At 71.0% G+C, this 20,848-nt stretch carries 21 protein-coding genes; 9 read left to right on the top strand and 12 right to left on the bottom strand.

Annotated features, from left to right (window positions below):
- Positions 1-86: 86 nt before the first annotated feature.
- The 3 genes from pta to pyk all read left to right on the top strand — a co-directional run bounded on the left by pta (position 87) and on the right by pyk (position 4,987).
- Positions 87-2,189, top strand: coding sequence for a phosphate acetyltransferase (gene pta, locus ACIRFL_RS10270; RefSeq protein ID WP_404026118.1), 2,103 nt, complete (start codon positions 87-89; stop codon positions 2,187-2,189).
- Positions 2,186-3,448: an acetate kinase gene (locus ACIRFL_RS10265; RefSeq protein WP_404026116.1), complete on the top strand. Its 1,263-nt coding sequence runs from the start codon at positions 2,186-2,188 to the stop codon at positions 3,446-3,448. The genes pta and ACIRFL_RS10265 overlap by 4 nt, the downstream gene beginning before the upstream one ends.
- A gap of 108 nt (positions 3,449-3,556) precedes the next feature.
- A complete protein-coding gene (pyk, locus tag ACIRFL_RS10260; protein WP_404026114.1) occupies positions 3,557-4,987 on the top strand; it encodes a pyruvate kinase in 1,431 nt (476 codons plus the stop codon).
- Between the two features lie 150 nt (positions 4,988-5,137).
- Here the strand turns inward: pyk and ACIRFL_RS10255 are convergent, their stop codons facing one another.
- From ACIRFL_RS10255 to ACIRFL_RS10240, 4 genes are all read right to left on the bottom strand, one after another.
- Positions 5,138-6,529 carry a hypothetical protein gene (locus ACIRFL_RS10255; protein WP_404026113.1) on the bottom strand — a complete coding sequence of 464 codons (1,392 nt, stop codon included), beginning with the start codon at positions 6,527-6,529 and terminating at the stop codon, positions 5,138-5,140.
- Positions 6,519-7,067, bottom strand: coding sequence for a DUF6114 domain-containing protein (locus ACIRFL_RS10250; RefSeq protein ID WP_404026110.1), 549 nt, complete (start codon positions 7,065-7,067; stop codon positions 6,519-6,521). The genes ACIRFL_RS10255 and ACIRFL_RS10250 overlap by 11 nt, the downstream gene beginning before the upstream one ends.
- Before the next feature lie 117 nt (positions 7,068-7,184).
- On the bottom strand, positions 7,185-7,817 hold the full coding sequence (locus ACIRFL_RS10245) for a DUF6230 family protein (protein WP_404026107.1): 633 nt from the start codon (positions 7,815-7,817) through the stop codon (positions 7,185-7,187).
- A 660-nt stretch (positions 7,818-8,477) separates the two neighbouring features.
- Positions 8,478-9,455 carry a tetratricopeptide repeat protein gene (locus ACIRFL_RS10240; RefSeq protein WP_404026105.1) on the bottom strand — a complete coding sequence of 326 codons (978 nt, stop codon included), beginning with the start codon at positions 9,453-9,455 and terminating at the stop codon, positions 8,478-8,480.
- A 224-nt stretch (positions 9,456-9,679) separates the two neighbouring features.
- Between ACIRFL_RS10240 and ACIRFL_RS10235 the strand changes: the two genes are divergently transcribed.
- On the top strand, positions 9,680-10,321 hold the full coding sequence (locus tag ACIRFL_RS10235) for a TetR/AcrR family transcriptional regulator (protein WP_404026104.1): 642 nt from the start codon (positions 9,680-9,682) through the stop codon (positions 10,319-10,321).
- A gap of 59 nt (positions 10,322-10,380) precedes the next feature.
- On the opposite strand, the gene ACIRFL_RS10230 is transcribed toward ACIRFL_RS10235, so the two are convergent.
- The 4 genes from ACIRFL_RS10230 to ACIRFL_RS10215 all read right to left on the bottom strand — a co-directional run bounded on the left by ACIRFL_RS10230 (position 10,381) and on the right by ACIRFL_RS10215 (position 14,207).
- Positions 10,381-12,081 carry a methylmalonyl-CoA mutase gene (locus tag ACIRFL_RS10230; protein ID WP_404026101.1) on the bottom strand — a complete coding sequence of 567 codons (1,701 nt, stop codon included), beginning with the start codon at positions 12,079-12,081 and terminating at the stop codon, positions 10,381-10,383.
- A gap of 75 nt (positions 12,082-12,156) precedes the next feature.
- Positions 12,157-12,495, bottom strand: coding sequence for a DUF3817 domain-containing protein (locus ACIRFL_RS10225; RefSeq protein ID WP_404026099.1), 339 nt, complete (start codon positions 12,493-12,495; stop codon positions 12,157-12,159).
- 43 nt (positions 12,496-12,538) lie between these two features.
- Positions 12,539-13,045, bottom strand: a complete 507-nt coding sequence (locus tag ACIRFL_RS10220; protein ID WP_404026096.1) for a MarR family winged helix-turn-helix transcriptional regulator — start codon at positions 13,043-13,045, stop codon at positions 12,539-12,541.
- Between the two features lie 10 nt (positions 13,046-13,055).
- On the bottom strand, positions 13,056-14,207 hold the full coding sequence (locus ACIRFL_RS10215) for an MFS transporter (RefSeq protein ID WP_404026171.1): 1,152 nt from the start codon (positions 14,205-14,207) through the stop codon (positions 13,056-13,058).
- A gap of 207 nt (positions 14,208-14,414) precedes the next feature.
- Between ACIRFL_RS10215 and ACIRFL_RS10210 the strand changes: the two genes are divergently transcribed.
- The gene (locus ACIRFL_RS10210) at positions 14,415-15,401 is read left to right on the top strand and encodes a DUF5937 family protein (protein WP_404026093.1); all 987 of its coding nucleotides are present in this window, start codon (positions 14,415-14,417) and stop codon (positions 15,399-15,401) included.
- Between the two features lie 206 nt (positions 15,402-15,607).
- Here the strand turns inward: ACIRFL_RS10210 and ACIRFL_RS10205 are convergent, their stop codons facing one another.
- The 4 genes from ACIRFL_RS10205 to ACIRFL_RS10190 form a co-directional block, all read right to left on the bottom strand.
- A complete protein-coding gene (locus ACIRFL_RS10205) occupies positions 15,608-16,255 on the bottom strand; it encodes a TetR/AcrR family transcriptional regulator (RefSeq protein WP_404026090.1) in 648 nt (215 codons plus the stop codon).
- Complete coding sequence (locus ACIRFL_RS10200; protein WP_404026088.1) at positions 16,252-17,004, bottom strand: hypothetical protein; 753 nt, start codon at positions 17,002-17,004, stop codon at positions 16,252-16,254. Before ACIRFL_RS10200 ends, ACIRFL_RS10205 begins: the two co-directional genes overlap by 4 nt.
- 182 nt (positions 17,005-17,186) lie before the next feature.
- A complete protein-coding gene (locus ACIRFL_RS10195) occupies positions 17,187-17,480 on the bottom strand; it encodes an MTH1187 family thiamine-binding protein (RefSeq protein ID WP_404026086.1) in 294 nt (97 codons plus the stop codon).
- Positions 17,477-17,821, bottom strand: coding sequence for a DUF3817 domain-containing protein (locus ACIRFL_RS10190; protein WP_404026083.1), 345 nt, complete (start codon positions 17,819-17,821; stop codon positions 17,477-17,479). The genes ACIRFL_RS10195 and ACIRFL_RS10190 overlap by 4 nt, the downstream gene beginning before the upstream one ends.
- A gap of 155 nt (positions 17,822-17,976) precedes the next feature.
- Here ACIRFL_RS10190 and ACIRFL_RS10185 point away from each other — a divergent pair, with 155 nt between their 5' ends.
- The 4 genes from ACIRFL_RS10185 (at position 17,977) to ACIRFL_RS10170 (ending at position 20,627) form a co-directional block, all read left to right on the top strand.
- A complete protein-coding gene (locus tag ACIRFL_RS10185; protein ID WP_404026170.1) occupies positions 17,977-18,609 on the top strand; it encodes an AIM24 family protein in 633 nt (210 codons plus the stop codon).
- 1 nt (position 18,610) lies between these two features.
- Positions 18,611-19,261 carry an AIM24 family protein gene (locus ACIRFL_RS10180; protein WP_404026081.1) on the top strand — a complete coding sequence of 217 codons (651 nt, stop codon included), beginning with the start codon at positions 18,611-18,613 and terminating at the stop codon, positions 19,259-19,261.
- Complete coding sequence (locus ACIRFL_RS10175; RefSeq protein WP_404026079.1) at positions 19,258-20,058, top strand: AIM24 family protein; 801 nt, start codon at positions 19,258-19,260, stop codon at positions 20,056-20,058. Before ACIRFL_RS10180 ends, ACIRFL_RS10175 begins: the two co-directional genes overlap by 4 nt.
- 92 nt (positions 20,059-20,150) lie before the next feature.
- Positions 20,151-20,627, top strand: coding sequence for a MarR family winged helix-turn-helix transcriptional regulator (locus tag ACIRFL_RS10170; protein WP_404026078.1), 477 nt, complete (start codon positions 20,151-20,153; stop codon positions 20,625-20,627).
- Positions 20,628-20,848 lie beyond the last annotated feature (221 nt).

Genomic DNA, 20,848 nt, shown 5'->3' with positions numbered 1-20,848 from the left:
GTATTGTCAAGAGGGTTCCGCTCACCCTGGTGGGCGTTTTTTGTACGAAACGAAGTTTTTTGTACGAGACGAAACGGAGAGCACGCGTGACCCGCAGTGTGTACGTCACCGGGATCGACCGCGGCGACGGCCGCCAGGTCGTCGAGTTGGGGGTCATGGAGCTCCTGACCCGGCAGGTCGACCGGGTGGGTGTGTTCCGTCCGCTCGTGCACCACCACCCCGACCGCCTCTTCGAACTGCTGCGGGCCCGCTACCGGCTCTCCCAGGACCCGGCGACCGTCTACGGCATGGACTACCACGAGGCGTCCACGCTCCAGGCCGAGCAGGGCACCGACGAGTTGGTGTCCACGCTCGTCGACCGCTTCCACCTGGTGGCCCGCGACTACGACGTGGTCCTGGTGCTCGGCACGGACTTCGCCGACACCCAGCTCCCCGACGAACTCGCCCTCAACGCCCGGCTCGCCAACGAGTTCGGCGCCTCCGTCATCCCGGTGGTGGGCGGCCGCAGGCAGAGCACCGAGTCCGTGCTCGCCGAGACCCGCAACGCCTTCCGCGCCTACCAGGGCCTCGGCTGTGACGTGCTGGCGATGGTCGCCAACCGGGTGGCCCGCGACGACCGCGAGGAACTGGCCGGGCAGCTCGCGGACCGGCTGCCGGTGCCCTGTTACGTGCTGCCGGACGATCCGGCCCTCGCGGCGCCGACCGTCGCCCAGATCGGCCAGGCCCTGGGCGCCGAGGTGCTGCTCGGCGACGACTCGGGGCTCGCCCGGGACGCGCTCGACTTCGTCTTCGGCGGCGCCATGCTGCCCAACCTGCTGGCCGCGCTGACCCCGGGCTGTCTCGTGGTGACCCCGGGCGACCGCGCCGACCTGGTCGTCGGTTCGCTGGCCGCGCACAGCGCCGGCACCCCGCCGATAGCGGGCGTCCTGCTCACCCTGAACGAGCGCCCCAGCGACGGGGTCCTCACCCTGGCCGCCCGCCTCGCCCCCGGCACCCCGGTGCTGTCCGTGGCCGGCAACAGCTTCCCCACCGCCGAGCGGCTGTTCTCCCTGGAGGGCAAGCTGAACGCGGCCACCCCGCGCAAGGCGGAGACCGCGCTCGGCCTGTTCGAGCGGTACGTGGACACCGGTGACCTGCTGGGCCGGGTCTCCGCGCCGAGCAGCGACCGCGTCACCCCGATGATGTTCGAGCACAAGCTGCTGGAGCAGGCCCGCGCAGGTCGGCGCCGGGTGGTCCTGCCGGAGGGCACCGAGGAGCGCGTGCTGCGGGCCGCCGAGGTGCTGCTGCGCCGGGACGTGTGCGATCTGACCCTGCTCGGGCCGGTCGACCGGATCCGCAAGCAGGCCGCCGACCTCGGCATCGACCTCGGCGAGGCGCAGCTGATCGACCCTGCCGTCTCGGAGCTGCGCGAGGCCTTCGCCGAGCGGTACGCCCGGCTGCGCGCCCACAAGGGCGTCACGGCGGAGCTGGCCCACGACGTCGTCGCGGACGTGAACTACTTCGGCACCCTGATGGTCGAGGAGGGCCTGGCGGACGGCATGGTCTCCGGTTCCGTGCACTCCACCGCGGCGACCATCCGGCCCGCGTTCGAGATCATCAAGACCCGGCCGGAGTCCTCGATCGTCTCGTCGGTCTTCTTCATGTGCCTCGCCGACAAGGTGCTGGTCTACGGTGACTGCGCGGTCAACCCGGACCCGGACGCCGCGCAGCTCGCCGACATCGCCGTCCAGTCGGCGGCCACCGCGCGGCAGTTCGGCGTGGAACCGCGGATCGCGATGCTGTCGTACTCCACCGGCACCTCCGGTTCGGGCGCCGACGTGGACAAGGTGCGCGAGGCCACGAAGCTGGCCCGCGCGCGGCGGCCCGACCTGAAGATCGAGGGGCCGATCCAGTACGACGCCGCGGTGGAACCCACGGTCGCCGCGACCAAGCTGCCGGACTCGGAGGTGGCGGGGCAGGCCAGCGTGCTGATCTTCCCCGACCTGAACACCGGCAACAACACCTACAAGGCCGTGCAGCGCTCGGCGGGCGCGATCGCCGTCGGACCGGTGCTGCAGGGCCTGCGCAAGCCGGTCAACGACCTGTCACGGGGCGCGCTCGTGCAGGACATCGTCAACACCGTCGCCATCACGGCCGTCCAGGCCCAGAGCCCCGCCACGGCCCCGCACGAGAAGGCAGCCGCCCAGTGACCTCCCGCCCGTCGCCCGCCACGACGCCGTCCGGCGCACCGCTCCCGGCCGCGGGCGCGTCCCGCGTCCTCGTCCTGAACTCCGGCTCGTCGTCGCTGAAGTACCAGCTGCTGGACATGCGCGACGGCGGCCGGCTCGCCGTCGGTCTGGTGGAGCGGATCGGCGAGCAGACCTCCCGGCTCAGGCACACCTGCCGCACCACGGGTGAGACCCGTGAGCAGAACGGGCCGATCGCGGATCACGACGCCGCGCTGAAGGCCGTGGCCGGGGAGCTGTCCCGGGACGGCATCGGCCTCGACTCGCCGGAGCTGGCCGCGATCGGGCATCGCGTGGTGCACGGCGGCATGTTCTTCACGGAGCCCACCGTCATCGACGACTCCGTGCTCACCGAGATCGAGCGGCTGATCCCCGTCGCACCGCTGCACAACCCGGCGAACCTGACCGGCATCCGCACGGCCCGGGCGCTGCGCCCGGACCTGCCGCAGGTCGCGGTCTTCGACACCGCGTTCCACACGACGATGCCGGAGTACGCGGCCCGCTACGCGATCGACACGAAGCTGGCGGACCGCTACCGGGTGCGGCGGTACGGCTTCCACGGCACCTCGCACGCGTATGTGTCCCGGGCGACCGCCGGGCTGCTCGGCAGGGCGCCGCAGGAGGTGAACGTGATCGTGCTGCACCTGGGCAACGGGGCGTCGGCCTCGGCGGTCCGCGGCGGCCGGTGCGTGGACACCTCGATGGGACTGACGCCCTTGGAAGGGCTGGTGATGGGAACCCGCTCCGGTGACCTGGATCCGGCCGTCATCTTCCATTTGCAGCGCGTTGGCGGAATGTCCATGGACGAGATCGACACTCTCCTCAACAAGAGGAGCGGTCTGTTCGGCCTGTGCGGCGACAATGACATGCGGGAGATTCAGCGCAGGATCGAGGAGGGCGACGCCGGGGCGCGGCTCGCCTTCGACATTTACGTACATCGGCTGAAGAAGTACATCGGCGCCTACTACGCGGTACTCGGCACGGTGGACGCGGTCGTCTTCACCGCCGGGGTCGGCGAGAACGCCGCCCCGGTGCGGGCGGCGGCGATCGAGGGCCTGGCGGGGCTGGGCCTCGGCGTCGACCCGGAGCTGAACGCCGCGCGGGGCGACGGGGCCCGGCTGATCTCGCCGCCGGACGCGCGGGTCGCCGTGGCCGTGGTCCCGACGGACGAGGAATTGGAGATCGCCGAACAGACCTACGCACTGGTCGGAAAGGGCGTCTGAGGAATTCGACCGGCACTCGCCTGGCACTCGCCTGAGCGTGAACCCGCCCATTTGTGTCTTCCATCAGACGGAATATTCCGTAGCGAAACAAACCGATAGGATCGCCCCATGCGCCGTTCGAAAATCGTCTGTACTCTCGGCCCCGCGGTCGACTCCCACGAGATGCTCGTCGCCATGATCGAGGCGGGCATGAACGTGGCCCGGTTCAACTTCAGCCACGGCACCCACGCCGAGCACCAGGCGCGGTACGACCGCGTCCGTGCCGCGTCCAAGGAGACCAACCGCGCCATCGGCGTGCTCGCCGACCTCCAGGGCCCGAAGATCCGCCTGGAGACCTTCGCCGAGGGTCCGGTGGAACTGGAGCGCGGCGACGAGTTCGTCATCACCACCGAGGACGTCCCCGGCGACAAGAGCATCTGCGGCACGACGTACAAGGGCCTGCCGGGCGACGTCTCACGCGGCGACCAGATCCTGATCAACGACGGCAACGTCGAACTGAAGGTCGTGGACGTCGAGGGTCCGCGGGTGCGGACGATCGTCATCGAGGGCGGCGTCGTCTCCGACCACAAGGGCATCAACCTGCCCGGCGCGGCCGTCAACGTGCCCGCGCTCAGCGACAAGGACATCGAGGACCTGCGGTTCGCGCTGCGCATGGGCTGCGACCTGGTCGCGCTGTCCTTCGTCCGGGACGCCCGGGACGTGGCCGACGTCCACAAGGTGATGGACGAGGAGGGCCGCCGCGTCCCGGTGATCGCCAAGGTGGAGAAGCCGCAGGCGGTCGAGAACATGGAGGACGTCGTGATGGCGTTCGACGGCGTGATGGTCGCCCGCGGCGACCTGGCCGTCGAATACCCGCTGGAGAAGGTCCCCATGGTGCAGAAGCGCCTGATCGAACTGTGCCGGCGCAACGCCAAGCCGGTGATCGTGGCGACCCAGATGATGGAGTCGATGATCACCAACTCCCGTCCGACCCGCGCCGAGGCGTCCGACGTGGCCAACGCGATCCTGGACGGTGCCGACGCGGTCATGCTGTCCGCCGAGTCGAGCGTGGGCGCCTATCCGGTCGAGACCGTCAAGACGATGTCGAAGATCGTCCGGGCGGCCGAGCAGGAACTGCTCTCCAAGGGCCTGCAACCGCTGGTGCCGGGCAAGAAGCCGCGCACGCAGGGCGGTTCGGTCGCCCGGGCCGCGTGCGAGATCGCGGACTTCCTCGGCGGCAAGGGCCTGATCGCCTTCACCCAGTCCGGTGACACCGCCCGCCGGCTGTGCCGCTACCGCGCCGCCCAGCCGATCATCGCCTTCACCACGGACGAGTCCACCCGCAACCAGCTGGCGCTCAGCTGGGGCGTGGAATCCCACATCGTGCCGTTCGTGAACAGCACCGACGAGATGGTCGACCTGGTCGACCAGGAGGTCACCAAGCTGGGCCGCTTCGACGCGGGCGACACCGTGATCATCACGGCCGGCTCACCCCCCGGCGTCGCCGGCACCACCAACATGGTCCGCGTCCACCACTTGGGCGGCGGCGAAAAGGACTGAGCGCTCCGCTGGATGCGCCGCGATGTGCCGTCGGCCGTCTGCGGCACCGACGTGGCCGGTCGCGCAGTTCCCCAAACCACCGAGGGCGCCCCCTGCGAACAGGGGGCGCCCTCGGTGTTCTGCGGCTCCCGGAGGGGCTTGTGGGGGGTGTCAGTCTGTGGTGTATACGTGCATGCCCGGTATGTGCAGGGTGCCTCCGAACTGGGCGGCCTGGGTGACCTTCACGTGGGTGAAGTAGATCAGCGGGATGTTCAGCGGCGGCGGGCTGTCGGGGCTGAACGTCACGGGGATCAGGCCGAAGAGGTTCCCGGAGATGCTCTCCGTGTACATCACCGTGTCGCCCTCGCGGATCGTGGACGTCGAGCCGGCCGCGGCCTGCACGTGGTAGGTCTTGCCCGCCTGCTTGTCCTTGACCGTCTGGTGCAGATCACCGATGTCGGTGCCGCCGGAGATGACGTACTTCAGCACCTTCTTGGTAGTGCCGTTGGCGCGCTTCACCTCGACGATGCCCTGGTAGTCGGCGCTCTTGAGCAGCAGCGAGCTGGCGTCCAGGTACCAGGGGTCGTCCGCCACCGGCACCGCGTTGTCGACACCGCCGGTGTCGTCCGTGGCGACCGGGCAGTCGTCGGCGGAGGCGGACGCGGAGGCCGAGGGGCTGGGCGAGGAGGTGGCCGACCCGGCCGCCTCCCGTACCGCGTCGGTGGTGTCCCCGGCCGCCTCGGACACCTTGTCGGTGGTGCCCTTGACGGTGTCCTCCACCGTCTTGGTGACCTTGCCTGCCGTGTCCTTGACGGTGTCGGCGGCGCTGCCACCCGCGTCCTCGCCGGCTCCGGAGTCCGTGCTGCCGGAGTCCTTGCCGCCGGAGTCCGCCGTGGACGCCGACGCGGAGGGCGTGGGGCTCGCGCTCGCCGAGGAGCCGGAGCCCGCACCGCCGGTGAGGATGCCGGTGATCGCGTCGCCGATGGTGCCGAGCAGGTTCCCGCCGCCGGTGGACGCCGACGGGCTCGGCGTGGCCTTGCCGTCGGAGGCGGAGTCGGAGGCCGAGGCGTCCGAACCGCCCGACGAGGACGCCGGCTTGGACGCGGACGGGCTCGGCGCGGCCTTGTCGTCGGAACCTGAATCCGACGAAGAGGCGCTGCCCGAGCTGTCCTTGGCGCCGCCGGCGCTGTCGGCGGTGCCGTCCGTCGCCGACGGGGTCGGCGTCGCTTGGTCCGCGGACTCGCTCGCGCTCGGCGAACCGGAGGGCGACGGCGAGGCCGAGGCGCCCTTCGAGTCGTCCAGCGCGGTGACACAGTCCTTGTACTCGTCGGCCGTCAGGCTCTTCGACGACGGCGGTGTGTCGTTGTTGTCGGCGAGGGCGAGCGTGGACGTGAACCCCATGCCCATGAGGACCGCCGTGGGCATCGCCACGGTCGCGATCGCCTTGCCCGCCGGCATGTGGAACCTGGTGAACAGCGGCTTCTTGGGTGCCGCGTGACGCGGCCCGGTTCTCCCACGGGACGCGTCCACATGAGTCCCGTGGGTCACCTCGTCAGCCGGCACTGTGCCTCCCGTTCGCCCCGTTGCCCGGGCTCGTTCCTGACAGGTCGTTCGCCTCGTACCCCGGGCCCGTCGCACCGCCCGGCGCGTCCTTGGGGGAGTCACCCACGCCCGCGCCGCCCGCCTCGGCCGGCTGCGGCGCAGGCGGTACGCCCGGCGCCCAGGCCACGGCCATCGCCCCGCCGATCAGCGCGAACAGGAAGCCGATGATGAAGCCGCCGAAGTTGGACACGGGGATGGACACCAGCGCCAGCAGGATCGCGGCGACTCCCGCGAAGGTCCGCACGTGCTGCTGGAACCAGAGGCTGATACCGAGGACGACGAGCAGCACACCGATGATCAGGGACCCGGCTCCCGCGGTGGTGGCCATCGCGATCGTCAGATGGCCGAACTGGAGATGCGCGTACGGGAAGTACATGATCGGAAAGCCGGCGAGCAGGACGAACAGGCCGGCCCAGAACGGACGGGTACCCCGCCAGGCGCGGAACTGCAGCCTCCGGCGGGTGAACTGACCCGGTGCGGCAGGAGTCTCGGCGCTCATGGAATACAGCTCCCTGGTACGGCATTGCTGTGGTGGAGATGTGTGCCGCGCGTGAAGACGCGGCCGGAAGGGGACGGGCGGGGGCGCCCTTCGGCTCCCCCGCCCGTCGTCGAGTGCTTAGTAGCACTCCTTGGCATCCGTCGACAGCGACATCTTCAGGCCGCTGAGCTTGAAGGTTCCGGCGGTGGTGGCCCACGCCGTCTGCTTCACGCCGACCAGCGTGGCCTTGTCCGACTGCTGTGAGAACCCGAAGGGGTTCGTGGCGTCACCCTGCTTGATGCCCGGACCCTTGTTGGCGTCCTTGGCCGCCACACCGATGTCGATGTTCTTGAACGTCGCGTCGGCCTGGAGGTCGGCAATGTCGATGTAGATGTTGTCGGCCCTGACGGGGGTGTCACCGCCGCCCGCCTTCAGGATCAGGCTGACCGAACCGAACACCGGGACGTTCGGGGTGACCACGGACTGGCACAGGTTCGTGATCTTCGCGGTCCTGAACGCCGAGACGGCGACGGGGTGAACCGTCTTCTTGCCGTCGAGCGTGTAGCCCTCGTCGATGGCCCCGTACTGCTCGAAGCCGGTGCCCACCAGTTTGTCGGCCGTCACCTTGAACGACTGGCCGGAGACGCTGAACGACGCCGCCAGGGCGCCCTGCGCGAGTGCGACGCCTATACAAGCCGTGGCGGCGACGCTGGGCACCATGACCACAGCGAACCGCTTCCATCTGGTCCCGCCACGCACCTGGGACTCCATATTTCCTCCTTCTCGGACGTACATCTCCTGGCCCGGACTCGCACCAGTCGGCGGCTCGGCCGGGCAGGGATGGGAGAAGTGCTACGTCCTCGGGAAGGAGAACGCCCGCGCCCGGGGACACGAACCGCGCCCGAAATCACCGGCGATCACCCCCGAGCGACAACCTCTGGTCGCGCCTGACACGCATCACGCACAACCTTGCCGGACAGGCTTCGCCGGTCTGGCGAAGACCCCCCTGTCCGAGAGCCGGCCCCACTGCCGCCGGCTCTGCTCGGTGGGGACCCAGATGGACCCGCGCGCCCGATTGGCTGTCGGGGTACGGGAATGGACCGAGCGTCGCCGATCGTGGTGCATTCTCGCCGCCCGCACAAGGGGGTTCGTTACTGGCTAGTAACGGCCGGATAACCGAAGCACGACCCAGCGGTCCCGGAGCGCGACGCTCGGTGGCATCGAAGGGCAGAACAAAGCCGTTGATCTCCGGGCGGAACCAGACAGATCAACGGCCTTGATTTACTGCCAGTAACAGCGGCCGCGATTACCAAGATTTGGTAAAGCGCAGCCGCCCTGACGTCTCGTCGGCAAATCTTTCACTCGGGCATCACATGCCCGTGCGTTTAGCGACTGGTCAGAACGGGGCCCTCGCCCCGCTGGTGGTCCCGCTCAGAACAGCGCCCGGGCGAGCGCCCTGCGCGCCCCGACCACCCGCGGGTCGTCGGCCCCGACCACCTCGAACAGCTCCAGCAGCCGGCGCCGTACGGCGTCCCGGTCGTCACCCGCCGTGCGCCGTACGGTCTCGATGAGCCGCCCGAAGGCGTCCTCGACATGCCCGCCGACCAGGTCCAGGTCGGCCGCGGCGATCTGCGCCTGTGCGTCACCCGGCTTCTCGGCGGCCTCCTTGCGCACCTGCTGTGCATCGGCGCCCTGCACCCGCTGAAGCAACTCGGCCTGGGCGAGCCCCAGTTTCGCCTCGCTGTTGCCCGGGTCGTCGCTCAGCACGTTCTGGTACGCGCGGATCGCCCCGCCGAGGTCGCCGGCGTCCAGCGCCTGCACGGCGGCCTCCAGCAGCGCGTCGTACGGGCCGGCCGGTGCCGGGGCCGCGGCGGCGCCGGCACCGGCCGGTTCGGCGTCCGGGTCGACGGTCAGACCGGTCAGCCCGAAGCGCTCCTCGGCGACCTGCACCAACTGGTCGAGGGTCTGCCGGATCTGCTGTTCACCGGCGGCCCCCTGGAAGAGGGGCAGCGCCTGCCCCGCGACGACGGCGAAGACGGCCGGGATCCCCTGGATCCCGAACTGCTGCATCAGCATCTGGTTCGCGTCGACATCGATCTTGGCGAGCAGGAAGCGCCCGTTGTACTCGACGGCCAGCCGCTCCAGGACCGGGCTCAGCTGCTTGCAGGGCTGACACCACTCGGCCCAGAAGTCGATGACGACCGGCACCTCGGCGGAGCGTTGCAGGACATCGCGTTCGAAGCCCGCCTCATCGACGTCGATGACGAGATCGGCCGGGGAGACGGCCCCCGTTCCGCCCTGCCGGGCGGCTTCGGCGCGCGCCTGCTCCGCCTTGGCCTTGGCCTCCTGGGCCGCCTTCACCGCGGCGAGGTCGACGACGCCGCTCATGGACATGTTCCGTGGCTGCATGCGTCTATCCTCCCCCGTACCGGCGCCTGTGTGAAAAGCGGTGTGAAAGCGCGCCGGGTCCCCACCCGCGCACCAGGGCACACCTCGCGTGTGCGTTCGCCCGCGCACGTCCAGCACGGGCTTTCGCTACGACTCGTAGCGTAATACCAAACGGGGTCCGGGCGACACCGCATCCCGGTGATCTCCCTCACGGCCGCGCGGGATCGGCCGGTTATGGTCGGGGGATGCAGAGTCGCACCCCCGCCCCGCGCACGGGCCGGCCGCGCAGTGCCGCCGCGGACACCGCGATCCTGGCCGCGACCCGGCAGGCGCTGGTCGACCTGGGCTGGTCGAAGCTCACACTGTCGGACGTGGCGACACGGGCCGGGGTCGCCAAGACGACGCTCTACCGACGCTGGGCGGGCAAGAACGAACTCGTCGTGGACGCGGTGGCGGAACTCTTCGACGAACTGGAGCTGCCCGACCGGGGCAGCCTCGCCGCCGACATCGAGGGCGTCGTCCTCCAGTTCGCGGCGATCCTGGCCCGCCCCGAGGCGCGCAGCGGCCTGATGGCGGTGCTGGCGGAGTCGACCCGGGACGAGGCGCTGCGCGAGCGCATCCGCGCCTCGATCGTCGACCGGCAGAAACGGCTGGTGCTCCAGGGCCGGGCCCGGGCACAGGGACGCGGCGAACTGCCCCCGCAGCCGGACCCCGCGGAGGCCGCCCGCACGGTGGACCTGATCTTCGACGTGGTCGCGGGCGCCGTCGTGCACCGCACCCTGGTCAGCGCGGAACCCGCCGATCCCGACTGGGTACGCGACTTCACCCGCGTCCTGCTGCACGGCCTGTCGGCGGCCGAGACGCCCCGGCCGCAGCCGCCTCCCTGATCAGCCCGGACTTCCTAGGTCATGGCGTCGCGGGGCAGGCGGGGGTCTGACGACAGGGCCTAGAACCCGGCCGGCTCCGTATAGATCCCCCACTCGTCGCGCAGCGCTCCGCAGATCTCGCCGAGGGTCGCCTCCGCGCGCACCGCGTCCAGCATCGGTTCGATCATGTTGGCCCCGGACCGTGCGGCACCGAGCATGGTGTCCAGCGCCGAGCGCACCGCCGTCTCGTCCCGGGCGGCCCTGCGGGCGCCCAGCAGCCGGACCTGCTCCCGCTCCACCTCATGGCTGACCCGCAGGATCTCCAGGTCCCCGGTCACCGAGCCGGTGTGGACGTTGACGCCCACGACCTTCTTGTCGCCCTTCTCCAGGGACTGCTGGTAGCGGAACGCGGACTCCGCGATCTCGCCGGTGAACCAGCCGTCCTCGATCCCGCGCAGGATCCCGGAGGTGACCGGACCGATCGGGTGGCGCCCGTCGGGGTGCGCCCGAAGACCCCGCTCCCTGATCCGGTCGAAGATCTTCTCCGCGTCCGCCTCGATCCGGTCCGTCAGCTGCTCCACGTACCACGAACCGCCCAGCGGGTCGGCCACGTTGGCGACGCCGGTCTCCTCCATGAGCACCTGCTGGGTGCGCAGCGCGATCTCGGCGGCCTGCTCGCTCGGCAGCGCCAGCGTCTCGTCCAGCGCGTTGGTGTGCAGCGAGTTGGTCCCGCCGAGCACGGCGGCCAGCGCCTCCACGGCTGTGCGCACCACGTTGTTGTAGGGCTGCTGGGCGGTCAGCGACACCCCGGCGGTCTGCGTGTGGAACCGCAGCCACTGCGCCTTCTCGCTCTTCGCCCCGTACACGTCGCGCAGCCACCTGGCCCAGATCCGGCGCGCCGCACGGAACTTGGCGATCTCCTCGAAGAAGTCGACGTGCGCGTCGAAGAAGAAGGACAGGCCGGGCGCGAACACGTCCACGTCGAGCCCACGCGACAGCCCCAGCTCCACGTACCCGAACCCGTCCGCCAGCGTGTACGCCAGCTCCTGGGCGGCCGTCGCCCCGGCCTCGCGGATGTGGTAGCCGGAGACGGACAGCGGCTTGTAGGCGGGGACGCCGGCCGCGCAGTACTCCATCAGGTCGCCGATCAGCCGCAGATGGGGCTCCGGCTGGAACAGCCACTCCTTCTGCGCGATGTACTCCTTGAAGATGTCGGTCTGCAGCGTGCCGTTGAGGACGCCCGGGTCCAGGCCCTGCCGCTCGGCCGCGACCAGGTACATGCAGAAGACGGGGACGGCGGGTCCGCTGATCGTCATCGAGGTCGTGACGTCACCGAGCGGGATGTCCTTGAACAGGACCTCCATGTCGGCGGCCGAGTCGATGGCCACCCCGCAGTGACCGACCTCGCCCAGCGAACGCGGATCGTCGGAGTCGCGCCCCATCAGCGTGGGCATGTCGAAGGCGACCGAGAGCCCGCCGCCGCCCGCGGCGAGGATCATCTTGTAGCGCTCGTTGGTCTGCTCCGCGTTGCCGAACCCGGCGAACTGGCGGATCGTCCAGGTGCGCCCCCGGTAGCCGGTCGGGTACAGACCGCGGGTGAAGGGGTACTCCCCCGGCCAGCCGATCCGCTCGAATCCCTCGTACGTGTCCCCGGGTCGCGGCCCGTACACCGGCTCCACGGGATCGCCGGAGAGCGTGGTGAAGTCAGCGTCGCGCTTGCGCGCGGCGTCATAGCGGGCCTGCCAGCGGCTGCGGCCCTCCTCGATGGCGTGAGCGTCCATACCCTCGAATTTACTAGGACGTCCAAGTAAATGTCGATGGCAGACCGCCGCGCGTCGCCCGCACGGCGGTGTGACCTACGCCTTGGCGGCGGCGGGGGCCGGGTCGGCGACCTTGGCCTCCAGCTCGTGACTGATCTTCCGCTCGACGAAGAAGGCGGCCGTCGGGATCGTCCCCGCGAGTAGCACCCACAGCTGCCGGCCGACCGGCATCTTCGCCTTGGAGCCCAGGTCGAAGGCGAAGACGAGGTAGACCACGTACAGCCAGCCGTGCGCGATGGCGATCACCCGGGTGAAGTCCGCGGCGCCGTCGATGCTCAGGAGGTACTTCGCGATCATGCCGAGACACAGCAGGACCAGGAGCACACCCGTGACATAGGCCATGACGCGGTAGCGGGTCAGCACGCTTGGTTTCATGGATACGAGCGTAACGACCCGTTCCGGGCGGCCTTGCCCCGGGTCACTCCTCGAAATCCTGCGCGGCGACCCGCAGTGGACGCAGCATCGCGAAGATCTCCGCGCACTCCTCCGCGTCGTACACGCCGAGCCCGAAGTCCATGGCCATCAGGTCCCGGGTGGCGGCCTCGACGACCTCCCGGCCCTTGTCGGTGATCACGGCGAGCGTGCCGCGCCCGTCGTTCGGATTGGGCCGCTTGTCCACGAGACCCGACCGCACCAGCCGGTCGACGGTGTTCGTCACCGACGTGGGGTGCACCATCAGCCGCTCGCCGATCTTGGACATCGGCAGCTCGCCCGCCTTGGAGAAGGTGAGCAGCACCAGCGCCTCGTAGCGCGCGAACGTCAGCCCGTACGGCTTCACCACCGCGTCGACCTCGCCGAGCAGGATCTGGTGCGCCCGCATGATCGAGGTGATCGCGGACATCGACGGCACGTTCCCCCACCGCTGCTTCCACAGGTCGTCGGCGCGGGCGATGGGGTCGAAGGGGAGGCTGAGTGGCTTCGGCACGCCCTTGACCTTACCGGCCGGTCATATGCCGGTCAGCCCCGTCCCGGCTTTCGGTCGCCCGGTACGCCACGGCCAGCGCGCAGCAGCACACCGCTCCCAGCGCACCGGCCCCGGCGACGGTCGCCCGCACCCCGAACGCCTCGGCCGCCACGCCCGCCAGAGCCATGCCCGCGCCCTGGACGGTCATCAGCCCCGCGCTCAGCACCGTCATGGCCCGCCCGCGCAGCTCCTCGGGCACCGCCCGGACGAACCGCTGGTCGAGACCGAGCGTGTACGCGGACCCGGCGCCCGCGAGCAGCAGGAGCAGCAGCGAGACCGCGAGCCCGGGGCGCAGGACGTAGCCGAGGTAGGGCAGCAGGGTGAGGCAGACCAGCGGCAGCGCGATCCGCTCCCGGACGGCCGGACGAAGCCGCGCACCCGCGTACAGCTCGCCGAGGACCGTGCCGACCGGCAGCGCGCACATCAGCAGGCCGAGCCCGGCGGACCCGGCACCGAGCGCGTCCGCGTACGGGGCGGCCAGCGCCTCCGGGACGACGCAGAACATCGCGGGCACCCAGAACAGCAGCAGCTGGAGGCGTATCCGCCGGTCGGCGAGGAGCAGCCGGGCGCCGGACGCGGAGTCGCCGGGCACGGCGCCGGTGCCCCTGGACCTGGCCGGCCGCCTGCGGGTGCCGAGGCGCAGCAGCGCGGCCGAACCCAGGAAGGTGCTCACGGTGATCAGCAGCGCGTGCCGCGGCGCGACCACGGCGAGCAGCAGCCCGCCGAGCCCGTACCCGACGAGCAGGGCGCTCTGCGCCACGATCCGCAGCAGCGAGCGGCCCAGCACGAACAGATCGCCGCCGCCGAGGACGTCGGCGAGGGTCGCCATGCGGGTACCGGCGAACACCGGCGCGACGACGGCGACGCAGCAGCGCAGCGCGAGCAGTCCGCCGATGCCGGTCCCGGGCACCACCATGAGCGCGACGCACCCGGCGCACACCAGGTCGCACACCACCAGCACCCGGCGGGCCGGGAAGCGGTCGGCGACCCCGGCGAGCAGGGTGCCGCCGAGCACGTACGGCAGGAAGCCGAGCGCGAAGGTCAGCGCGCTCAGCAGGGGCGAGCCGGTGAGGTCGTAGACGAGCACGGACAGCGCGATCTCGCTGACGATCACGCCCAGCATGGACAGCGTGTGGGCGGCGAAGACGGCCCGGAACTCGGGCACGGCGAAGACCCGGGCGTACCCGGTGGCCGGCGGCGCCGGCACCTGCTGATCTGATGTCACGCACGGCAGCGTGCACGCGCGCGTGCCGTCGGCGTAAAGATTCGGTGTGTGCCGAATCCGGCCGGGGCCGCCCGGCCGCACGCCGTCGCGCCCGGGAGGTCCGTCATGCCGTCGCTGCTGCACTTCGAGGAGATCGACTTCCTGCGCTGCCGGTTCGCGCTGTCCCCGCTGTGGGAGACGCAGCAGGCGGTGCGCACGCTGAGGCACGCGGACCGGCGCGGCTACCACGCGCCCTGGCTGCGCCGCATCCGCACGGCCGCGGCGGGCCTCGACCTGGCCCCGCTGTGGCTGCTGATGCCGCGCCGCGGCCACTCGCCCGACTGGCTCGGCCCGGCCCCGGTCGGCCCGACGACCACCTTCGAGGAGGAGATCGCGGCCGTGCGCGCGGCCGATCCGGCGGCGGCCCGCGAGGACACCGCCCGCTCGCTGCGGGCGACCCGGGGTGCGCTGGGGTCGCCGTACGGCCGGGCCTGGCTGGCCGACCCGGAGCGGATGGTCCGCGAGCTGGCGGATCTCCTGGAGGAGGCGTGGCGGGTGCTCGTCGCGCCGGACTGGCCGCGGCTGCGCACGCTGCTCGAGGCGGACATCGCCTTCCACTCCCGCCGGTTCGCGCAGGTCGGTCTCGGCGGGCTGCTGCCGGAGATCAGCGAGCGGTGCAGCTGGCAGGGCGGGACGCTGGTGGTGGCGTCGCACGACCGGCACGAGCGGCGGCTGGGCGGGCAGGGTCTGGTGCTGATGCCGAGCGTGTTCGTCTGGCCGGACGTCATCAGCTCCTTCGACCCGCCGTGGCAGCCCGCCCTGGTCTACCCGGCCCGCGGCATCGGCGGCCTGTGGTCGCGGTCCGCCGACCCTGCCCCGGACCGGTTGGTACGGCTGCTGGGGCGGGGGCGCGCGGCGGTACTCGGCGCGCTCGACGAACCCGCGACCACCACCGCACTGGCCCGCCGCCTCTCGCTGGCCCCCTCCTCCGTGTCCGCGCATCTGACGGCCCTGCGCGACAGCGGCCTGCTGACGGCCCGCCGCTACGGCCACGAGGTCCTGTACGAACGCACCCCCCTCGGCATCGCCCTGACAACAACCGACCCCATCTGACCAGGCCCAGTGAAGCGCCCCGAAGGGGCGCGGGGAACTGCGCGACCAGCCACAACGGCGCCGCACACGACCAACAGCGGACGCACCCAACAGGGGCGCGGGGAACTGCGCGACCAGCCACAACCCAGCCGCACACGACCAACAGCGGACGCACCCAACAGGGGCGCGGGGAACTGCGCGACCAGCCACGACGCAGCCGCACCGGGTCAGCGGTGGTTCCTGCGGCGCAGGTGGTGGCGGATTGCTCGGTGGGCCGTCGGGCCCAGTTCGTCCAGGGCTGCCACCAGGGCGCCGAGTTGTTCCAGTGCGTCCAGGGCCGCCTGGGCGCCCCGCTCGTCCACGCCCTCGTACAGCTCGATCCCGACGAAGGCCGCGGCCACCGCACGGGCCAGCCCCGCCGGGTCGGTGAACTCGGCGAACGGGGTGGCCGTGAGGACCCGCCTGAGGACCCGCTCGATCTCGGTGATCCACAGGTCGAGCCCGGCCGCCGTGGCCGGGCCGAGGGACGCGTGGGTCTGGGCGCCGGCCAGCAGTTGGCCGAGCAGCGCGACCTGCCCGCCGGCCCGCTCCTGTTCGTGGATCTCGCGCCCGACGGCCAGCAGTTCGCCGAGCGAGGTGACGGCGGCGAGCCGGGCGCGGTACCGGGAGACCGCTTGTTCCGCGCCGTAGCGGCAGGCGGCGGCGAGGAGTTCGTCCACCGAGCCGAAGTGGTAGAAGACGAGCGCCTGGTTGACCCCGGCCGCCGCCGCGACCGTACGGGCCGACGTCTTCGCGATGCCCTGCTCGGTGAGCGTGCGCAGCGCGCCCTCCAGCAACTTGGTCTTCGTCTCCGTGGCCCTCGTCTCCGCGGTCATGACGGGTTCGCCAGGGAGCACAGCAGATGCGGGGCACGCGCGCGTGCGGGCGCGGTGCGCAGGCACCGCCGGGCGGCCGGGGTGCCGGGCAGCGGCGCCTTGAACAGGGCGAGGGCCATGGCGACGAGGAGGAGCAGCGGGCACAGGAACGCCACGGCGGGGGCGAACGAGCCGAAGTGCGGGACGAAGGAGCCGGCACCGAGGCCGGCGCAGCCCGCGGCGAGCACCAGCGCCCGGACCAGCAGTTCGGCCAGCCAGTTCAGCAGCGCGCGCTCCGGTGTGATCCCGCGCTCCAGCCACAGCCGCAGCCGGTCGAAGGACCAGGCGGTCGCCCAGCCCATCAGCGGGCGCAGCAGCAGCCGGTCGGCGAGCGCGCCGAGGGCGCCGCCGCGGGGGCGGTAGTCGTAGCCGGTGAGGAAGCGGACGCCGTCGCCGTCGGGTACGTAGCGGAAGTAGCCGCCGCCGGCGGCGATCGGGGAGAGCGGGTGCGGGGACGCGAAGCGCAGCGCGGAGGCGCGGGTGCCGTCGGGGCGCTCCTTCTCGCCGGCCGAGATCCCGGTGCCGTAGACCTTGAGGAAGGGCAGCACGCGGGTGGCGTACCGGAACCGCCGCGGCTCGCCCTCCGCGCCCGGCAGACGGGCGATCTCGGTGAATCTGAGGTCCCAGCGCGGACGCTGGGCGGGGTCCTGTGTGCGGTCCCAGAGCGCGTCGAGATCGGCACGCACGCGTGCCTCCACATAGAGCTCCACGGTGAATTCCCCCAAGCCGACCGGTGTTTGAGCGACCGCTCAACCGCCCGGCAGGCAACGTACACCCGTTTGAGCGACCGCTCAAACCCCCGAACGGGCGGGCGTGCGGCGGGACATGGGAGAACCCCGGCCCTGGGACCTGCGGGGCCGGGGTTTCGCACGGCGGGCGGTGCGCGGGGGCCTCAGCCCGCCAGGTGACGCTCGACGGTCTCCACCTTGGAGGTGAGGCCGTCGGTGACTCCGGGCCGGATGTCGGCCTTGAGCACCAGGGAGACGCGCGGGGCGCGCTCCTCCACGGCGGCGACGGCACGCCTGACGACGTCCATGACCTCGTCCCACTCCCCCTCGACGGAGGTGAACATGGCGTCGGTGCGGTGCGGCAGGCCCGACGCGCGGACCACGCGGACGGCCTCGGCGACGTACTCCCCCACGTCCTCGCCGACACCCAGGGGCGTCACGGAGAAGGCGACGATCATGCGTTGACGACCCCTTCCCGGCGGGCGCGGGCGGCGATGACCGCGTCCTCGGCCTCCCGGCGCAGCTTGCGCTCGGCGAAGAAGCCGCCGGTGGGCAGGACCGAGAGGACGAAGTAGAGGGCCGCGGTCTTCAGGCCCCACTTGGCGCGGTTCCAGGCGTCGGCCCAGAAGATCACGTACAGGACGAACAGCAGACCGTGGATGCCGCCCATCACGGGCACCGCGTTGAAGTCCGTGGTCCGCTTCAGCACGGAGCAGACGAGCAGGATGAGGAAGGACACGGCCTCCGGGGCGGAGACCAGGCGGAGACGGCGTAGGGCGCTGGCGGTCTTGATGTCCACGGGTCACCTTCGGTGGGAGCGGGGTGGCAGTTCGCATGGCGGGCGGTTTGTGAACGCGAGCACAAACTTCCGCCCATTGTGGCAAACCGCCGAGGGCCGCTCGGGAGGACCCCCTCCCCTCGGCACGGCGGGCCCGCTACCGTCGCCGGGTGGCGATGTTTCGACTTCAAGGCAGCAGGGTGCTCGCCGTCGAGATGACCGGGGACGCCGTGAAGGCGAAGAACGGCTCGATGGTCGCGTACGACGGGCAGATGAGCTTCAAGAAGCTGACCGGTGGCGGTGAGGGGCTGCGCGGCATGGTGACCCGCCGGCTCACCGGTGAGCAGATGACCGTGATGGAGGTGAAGGGGCACGGCACATGCTGGTTCGCGGACCGCGCCTCGGAAATCAACCTCGTCGATCTCCAGGGGGACAAGCTGTACGTGGAGTCGAGCAATCTGCTCGCGACCGACGCCGGGCTGCGCACCGGGACGACGTTCACCGGACTGCGCGGCGCCTCGCAGGGCAACGGGCTGTTCACGACCACCGTCGAGGGCCGCGGGCAGGCCGCGATCATGTCGGACGGGCCGGCCGTCGTGCTGCGGGTCAGCCGGCAGTACCCGCTGATCGTCGATCCCGGCGCCTACATCGCCCATCAGGGCGAGGTACGCCAGTCCTTCCAGGCCGGTGTGACCTTCCGCACCTTCCTCGGTGAGGGCGGGGGCGAGGCGTTCCAGATCCGGTTCGAGGGCGAGGGGCTGGTCTACGTGCAGCCGAGCGAGCGGAACACCATCGCGGGGGATGTGTGACATGGCGTTGCGGGAGGTCAATTCGAAGATGGTGGAGGCCACCGTGGTCCCCGGCACCCGGCTGTTCAGCCAGCGCGGCGCCATGCTCGCCTACCGGGGCGATGTCTCCTTCACCCCCAACATCCAGGGCGGGCAGGGCGGCGTGCTGTCGATGATCGGCCGCCGGGTCACCGGTGAGGCCACCCCGCTGATGACCGTCGAGGGCAGCGGCACCGTCTTCTTCGGGCACGGCGGCCACCATGTGCAGGTGATCAGCCTCTCCGGCGACACCCTGTACGTGGAGGCGGACCGGCTCCTCGCCTTCGAGGGCACGCTCCAGCAGGGGACGATGTTCATGGGCTCGCAGGGCGGGGTCATGGGGATGGTGCGCGGGCAGGTCACCGGGCAGGGGCTGTTCACCACCACACTCAAGGGACACGGGGCGGTCGCCGTGATGGCGCACGGCGGGGTGTTCGAGCTGCCGATCACACCGCAGCGTCCCGTGCACGTCGACCCGCAGGCATATGTCGCCCACCACGGTGACGTCCGCAACAAGCTCTCCACCGCGCTCGGCTGGCGCGACATGGTGGGGCGTGGCTCCGGCGAGGCGTTCCAGCTGGAGCTGAGCGGGAGCGGCACGGTGTACGTCCAGGCCTCGGAGGAGAAGCTGTGAGCAGGTACGCAGGTCCGGGCGCCGGGCCCGTGGTGTACGACCCGATGACCCTGCCCGCCGACGACAACGTGAACAGCTACACCTTCTGCGTGGAGCTGAAGGGCGGGCAGTGGTTCCTGCAGAAGGGGAAGATGATCGCCTACTACGGGGCGATCGAGTTCAACGGGATCGGGCACGGGCGGCTCGACCGTCTCGTGCGTACGTCCTTCCATTCGCCTCTGCACGCGAGCGACTGGGTGGTGGCGGAGGGCTCGGGCAAGATGCTCCTCGCCGACCGGGCCTTCGATGTGAACTCGTACGACCTGGACGAGGGCAATCTGACCATTCGCTCGGGCAACCTGCTCGCATTTCAGCCAAGTCTTGCGCTCAAACAGTCGATCGTGCCGGGTTTTCTCACACTCATCGGAACCGGGAAGTTCGTGGCCGCGTCCAACGGCCCCGTGGTGTTCATGGAACCCCCGATCCGGGTGGACCCGCAGGCGCTGGTCGGCTGGGCCGACTGCCCCTCCCCGTGCCACCACTACGACCACGGGTATCTGACCGGCGTTCTGGGCGGTCTACGTGGGATGACGGGCCTCGGCGGGGTCTCCGGGGAGGAGCACCAGTTCGAGTTCGTGGGGGCCGGGACGGTGCTGCTCCAGTCGACCGAGAAGCTGATGGAGGAGCAGGCGACGGGGGCCGTTCCGGGCGAGCCCGGGGTGCCCGGCGGCGGGATGTCCGGAGGTCACGGAGCGGGCCAGGGCGGACCGCGCCTTCCCGGACAGCTGGGAGACCTCCAGCGTCGCTTCGGTCTGTGAGCGGTAGTCTGCGGAGTGTGACGTCGAACGCGTGCGCACGGTCACACCGCCCTCGCTAGTTCACCTTTCAACTTCTTAGGTAGACTTCATTCATGGAGACCGAGACGGCCACGCGCTGGCTGACCGAAGCGGAGCAGTGCGCCTGGCGCACCCACCTGGAGGTCAACAGGCTGCTGACGTACCAGCTCGAAAAGGATCTGCAGCCGTTCGGACTGACGATGAACGATTACGAGATCCTGGTGCATCTGTCCGAGTCGGAGGACGTACGGATGCGGATGAGCGACCTCGCGGCCGCCACCCTCCAGTCCAAGAGCCGCCTCTCGCACCAGATCACCCGCATGGAGAACGCGAACCTGGTGCGGCGCGAGAACTGCGAGTCCGACCGCCGGGGGCTGTACGCGGTGCTGACCGAGCACGGCATGGAGACCATGCGGAAGGTCGCGCCGCATCATGTGGCGTCCGTCCGCAGGCACTTCATCGACCTGCTGGCCCCGGAGGCCCTGACGGAACTGGAAAAGGGCCTGAAGCCGATCGCACAACACCTCAGAAGCCAACGAGCCCGCCCCTGACCGGCAGGGCGCCGCGCCGGCTGAGAGCAAGCCCGGCAGACGGCCCATGCCGAGCGGCAACCGACCGCCGCGCGGCGGGGCAAACGGAGCACCGCCCGGCCACCGGGCAAGGCCACACACACCGCACCACGGCGGGCGCACCCCGCACAGGGCCGCGGCTCGTCACACCAACGGACCAGCACGGACAGCCCCACCGACGGCCCGGGCCGTCCGCCCCGCAG

Origin of the sequence: Streptomyces sp. NPDC102462, assembly GCF_044765425.1 — a bacterium.
Taxonomy (GTDB): Bacteria; Actinomycetota; Actinomycetes; order Streptomycetales; family Streptomycetaceae; genus Streptomyces.
This window is presented reverse-complemented; position numbering and strand designations above follow the sequence as displayed.

Excerpts from the sequence above, each read along its gene's own strand:
- ACIRFL_RS10245 (WP_404026107.1), bottom strand. The coding sequence starts at position 7,817 with ATGGAGTCCCAGGTGCGTGGCGGGACCAGATGGAAGCGGTTCGCTGTG.
- ACIRFL_RS10180 (WP_404026081.1), top strand. The coding sequence starts at position 18,611 with ATGGCGTTGCGGGAGGTCAATTCGAAGATGGTGGAGGCCACCGTGGTC.
- ACIRFL_RS10230 (WP_404026101.1), bottom strand. The coding sequence starts at position 12,081 with ATGGACGCTCACGCCATCGAGGAGGGCCGCAGCCGCTGGCAGGCCCGC.
- ACIRFL_RS10185 (WP_404026170.1), top strand. The coding sequence starts at position 17,977 with ATGTTTCGACTTCAAGGCAGCAGGGTGCTCGCCGTCGAGATGACCGGG.
- ACIRFL_RS10210 (WP_404026093.1), top strand. The coding sequence starts at position 14,415 with ATGCCGTCGCTGCTGCACTTCGAGGAGATCGACTTCCTGCGCTGCCGG.
- ACIRFL_RS10240 (WP_404026105.1), bottom strand. The coding sequence starts at position 9,455 with ATGCAGCCACGGAACATGTCCATGAGCGGCGTCGTCGACCTCGCCGCG.
- ACIRFL_RS10195 (WP_404026086.1), bottom strand. The coding sequence starts at position 17,480 with ATGATCGTCGCCTTCTCCGTGACGCCCCTGGGTGTCGGCGAGGACGTG.
- ACIRFL_RS10205 (WP_404026090.1), bottom strand. The coding sequence starts at position 16,255 with ATGACCGCGGAGACGAGGGCCACGGAGACGAAGACCAAGTTGCTGGAG.
- ACIRFL_RS10250 (WP_404026110.1), bottom strand. The coding sequence starts at position 7,067 with ATGAGCGCCGAGACTCCTGCCGCACCGGGTCAGTTCACCCGCCGGAGG.
- pyk (WP_404026114.1), top strand. The coding sequence starts at position 3,557 with ATGCGCCGTTCGAAAATCGTCTGTACTCTCGGCCCCGCGGTCGACTCC.
- ACIRFL_RS10225 (WP_404026099.1), bottom strand. The coding sequence starts at position 12,495 with ATGAAACCAAGCGTGCTGACCCGCTACCGCGTCATGGCCTATGTCACG.
- ACIRFL_RS10215 (WP_404026171.1), bottom strand. The coding sequence starts at position 14,207 with ATGCTGGGCGTGATCGTCAGCGAGATCGCGCTGTCCGTGCTCGTCTAC.
- ACIRFL_RS10170 (WP_404026078.1), top strand. The coding sequence starts at position 20,151 with ATGGAGACCGAGACGGCCACGCGCTGGCTGACCGAAGCGGAGCAGTGC.
- ACIRFL_RS10235 (WP_404026104.1), top strand. The coding sequence starts at position 9,680 with ATGCAGAGTCGCACCCCCGCCCCGCGCACGGGCCGGCCGCGCAGTGCC.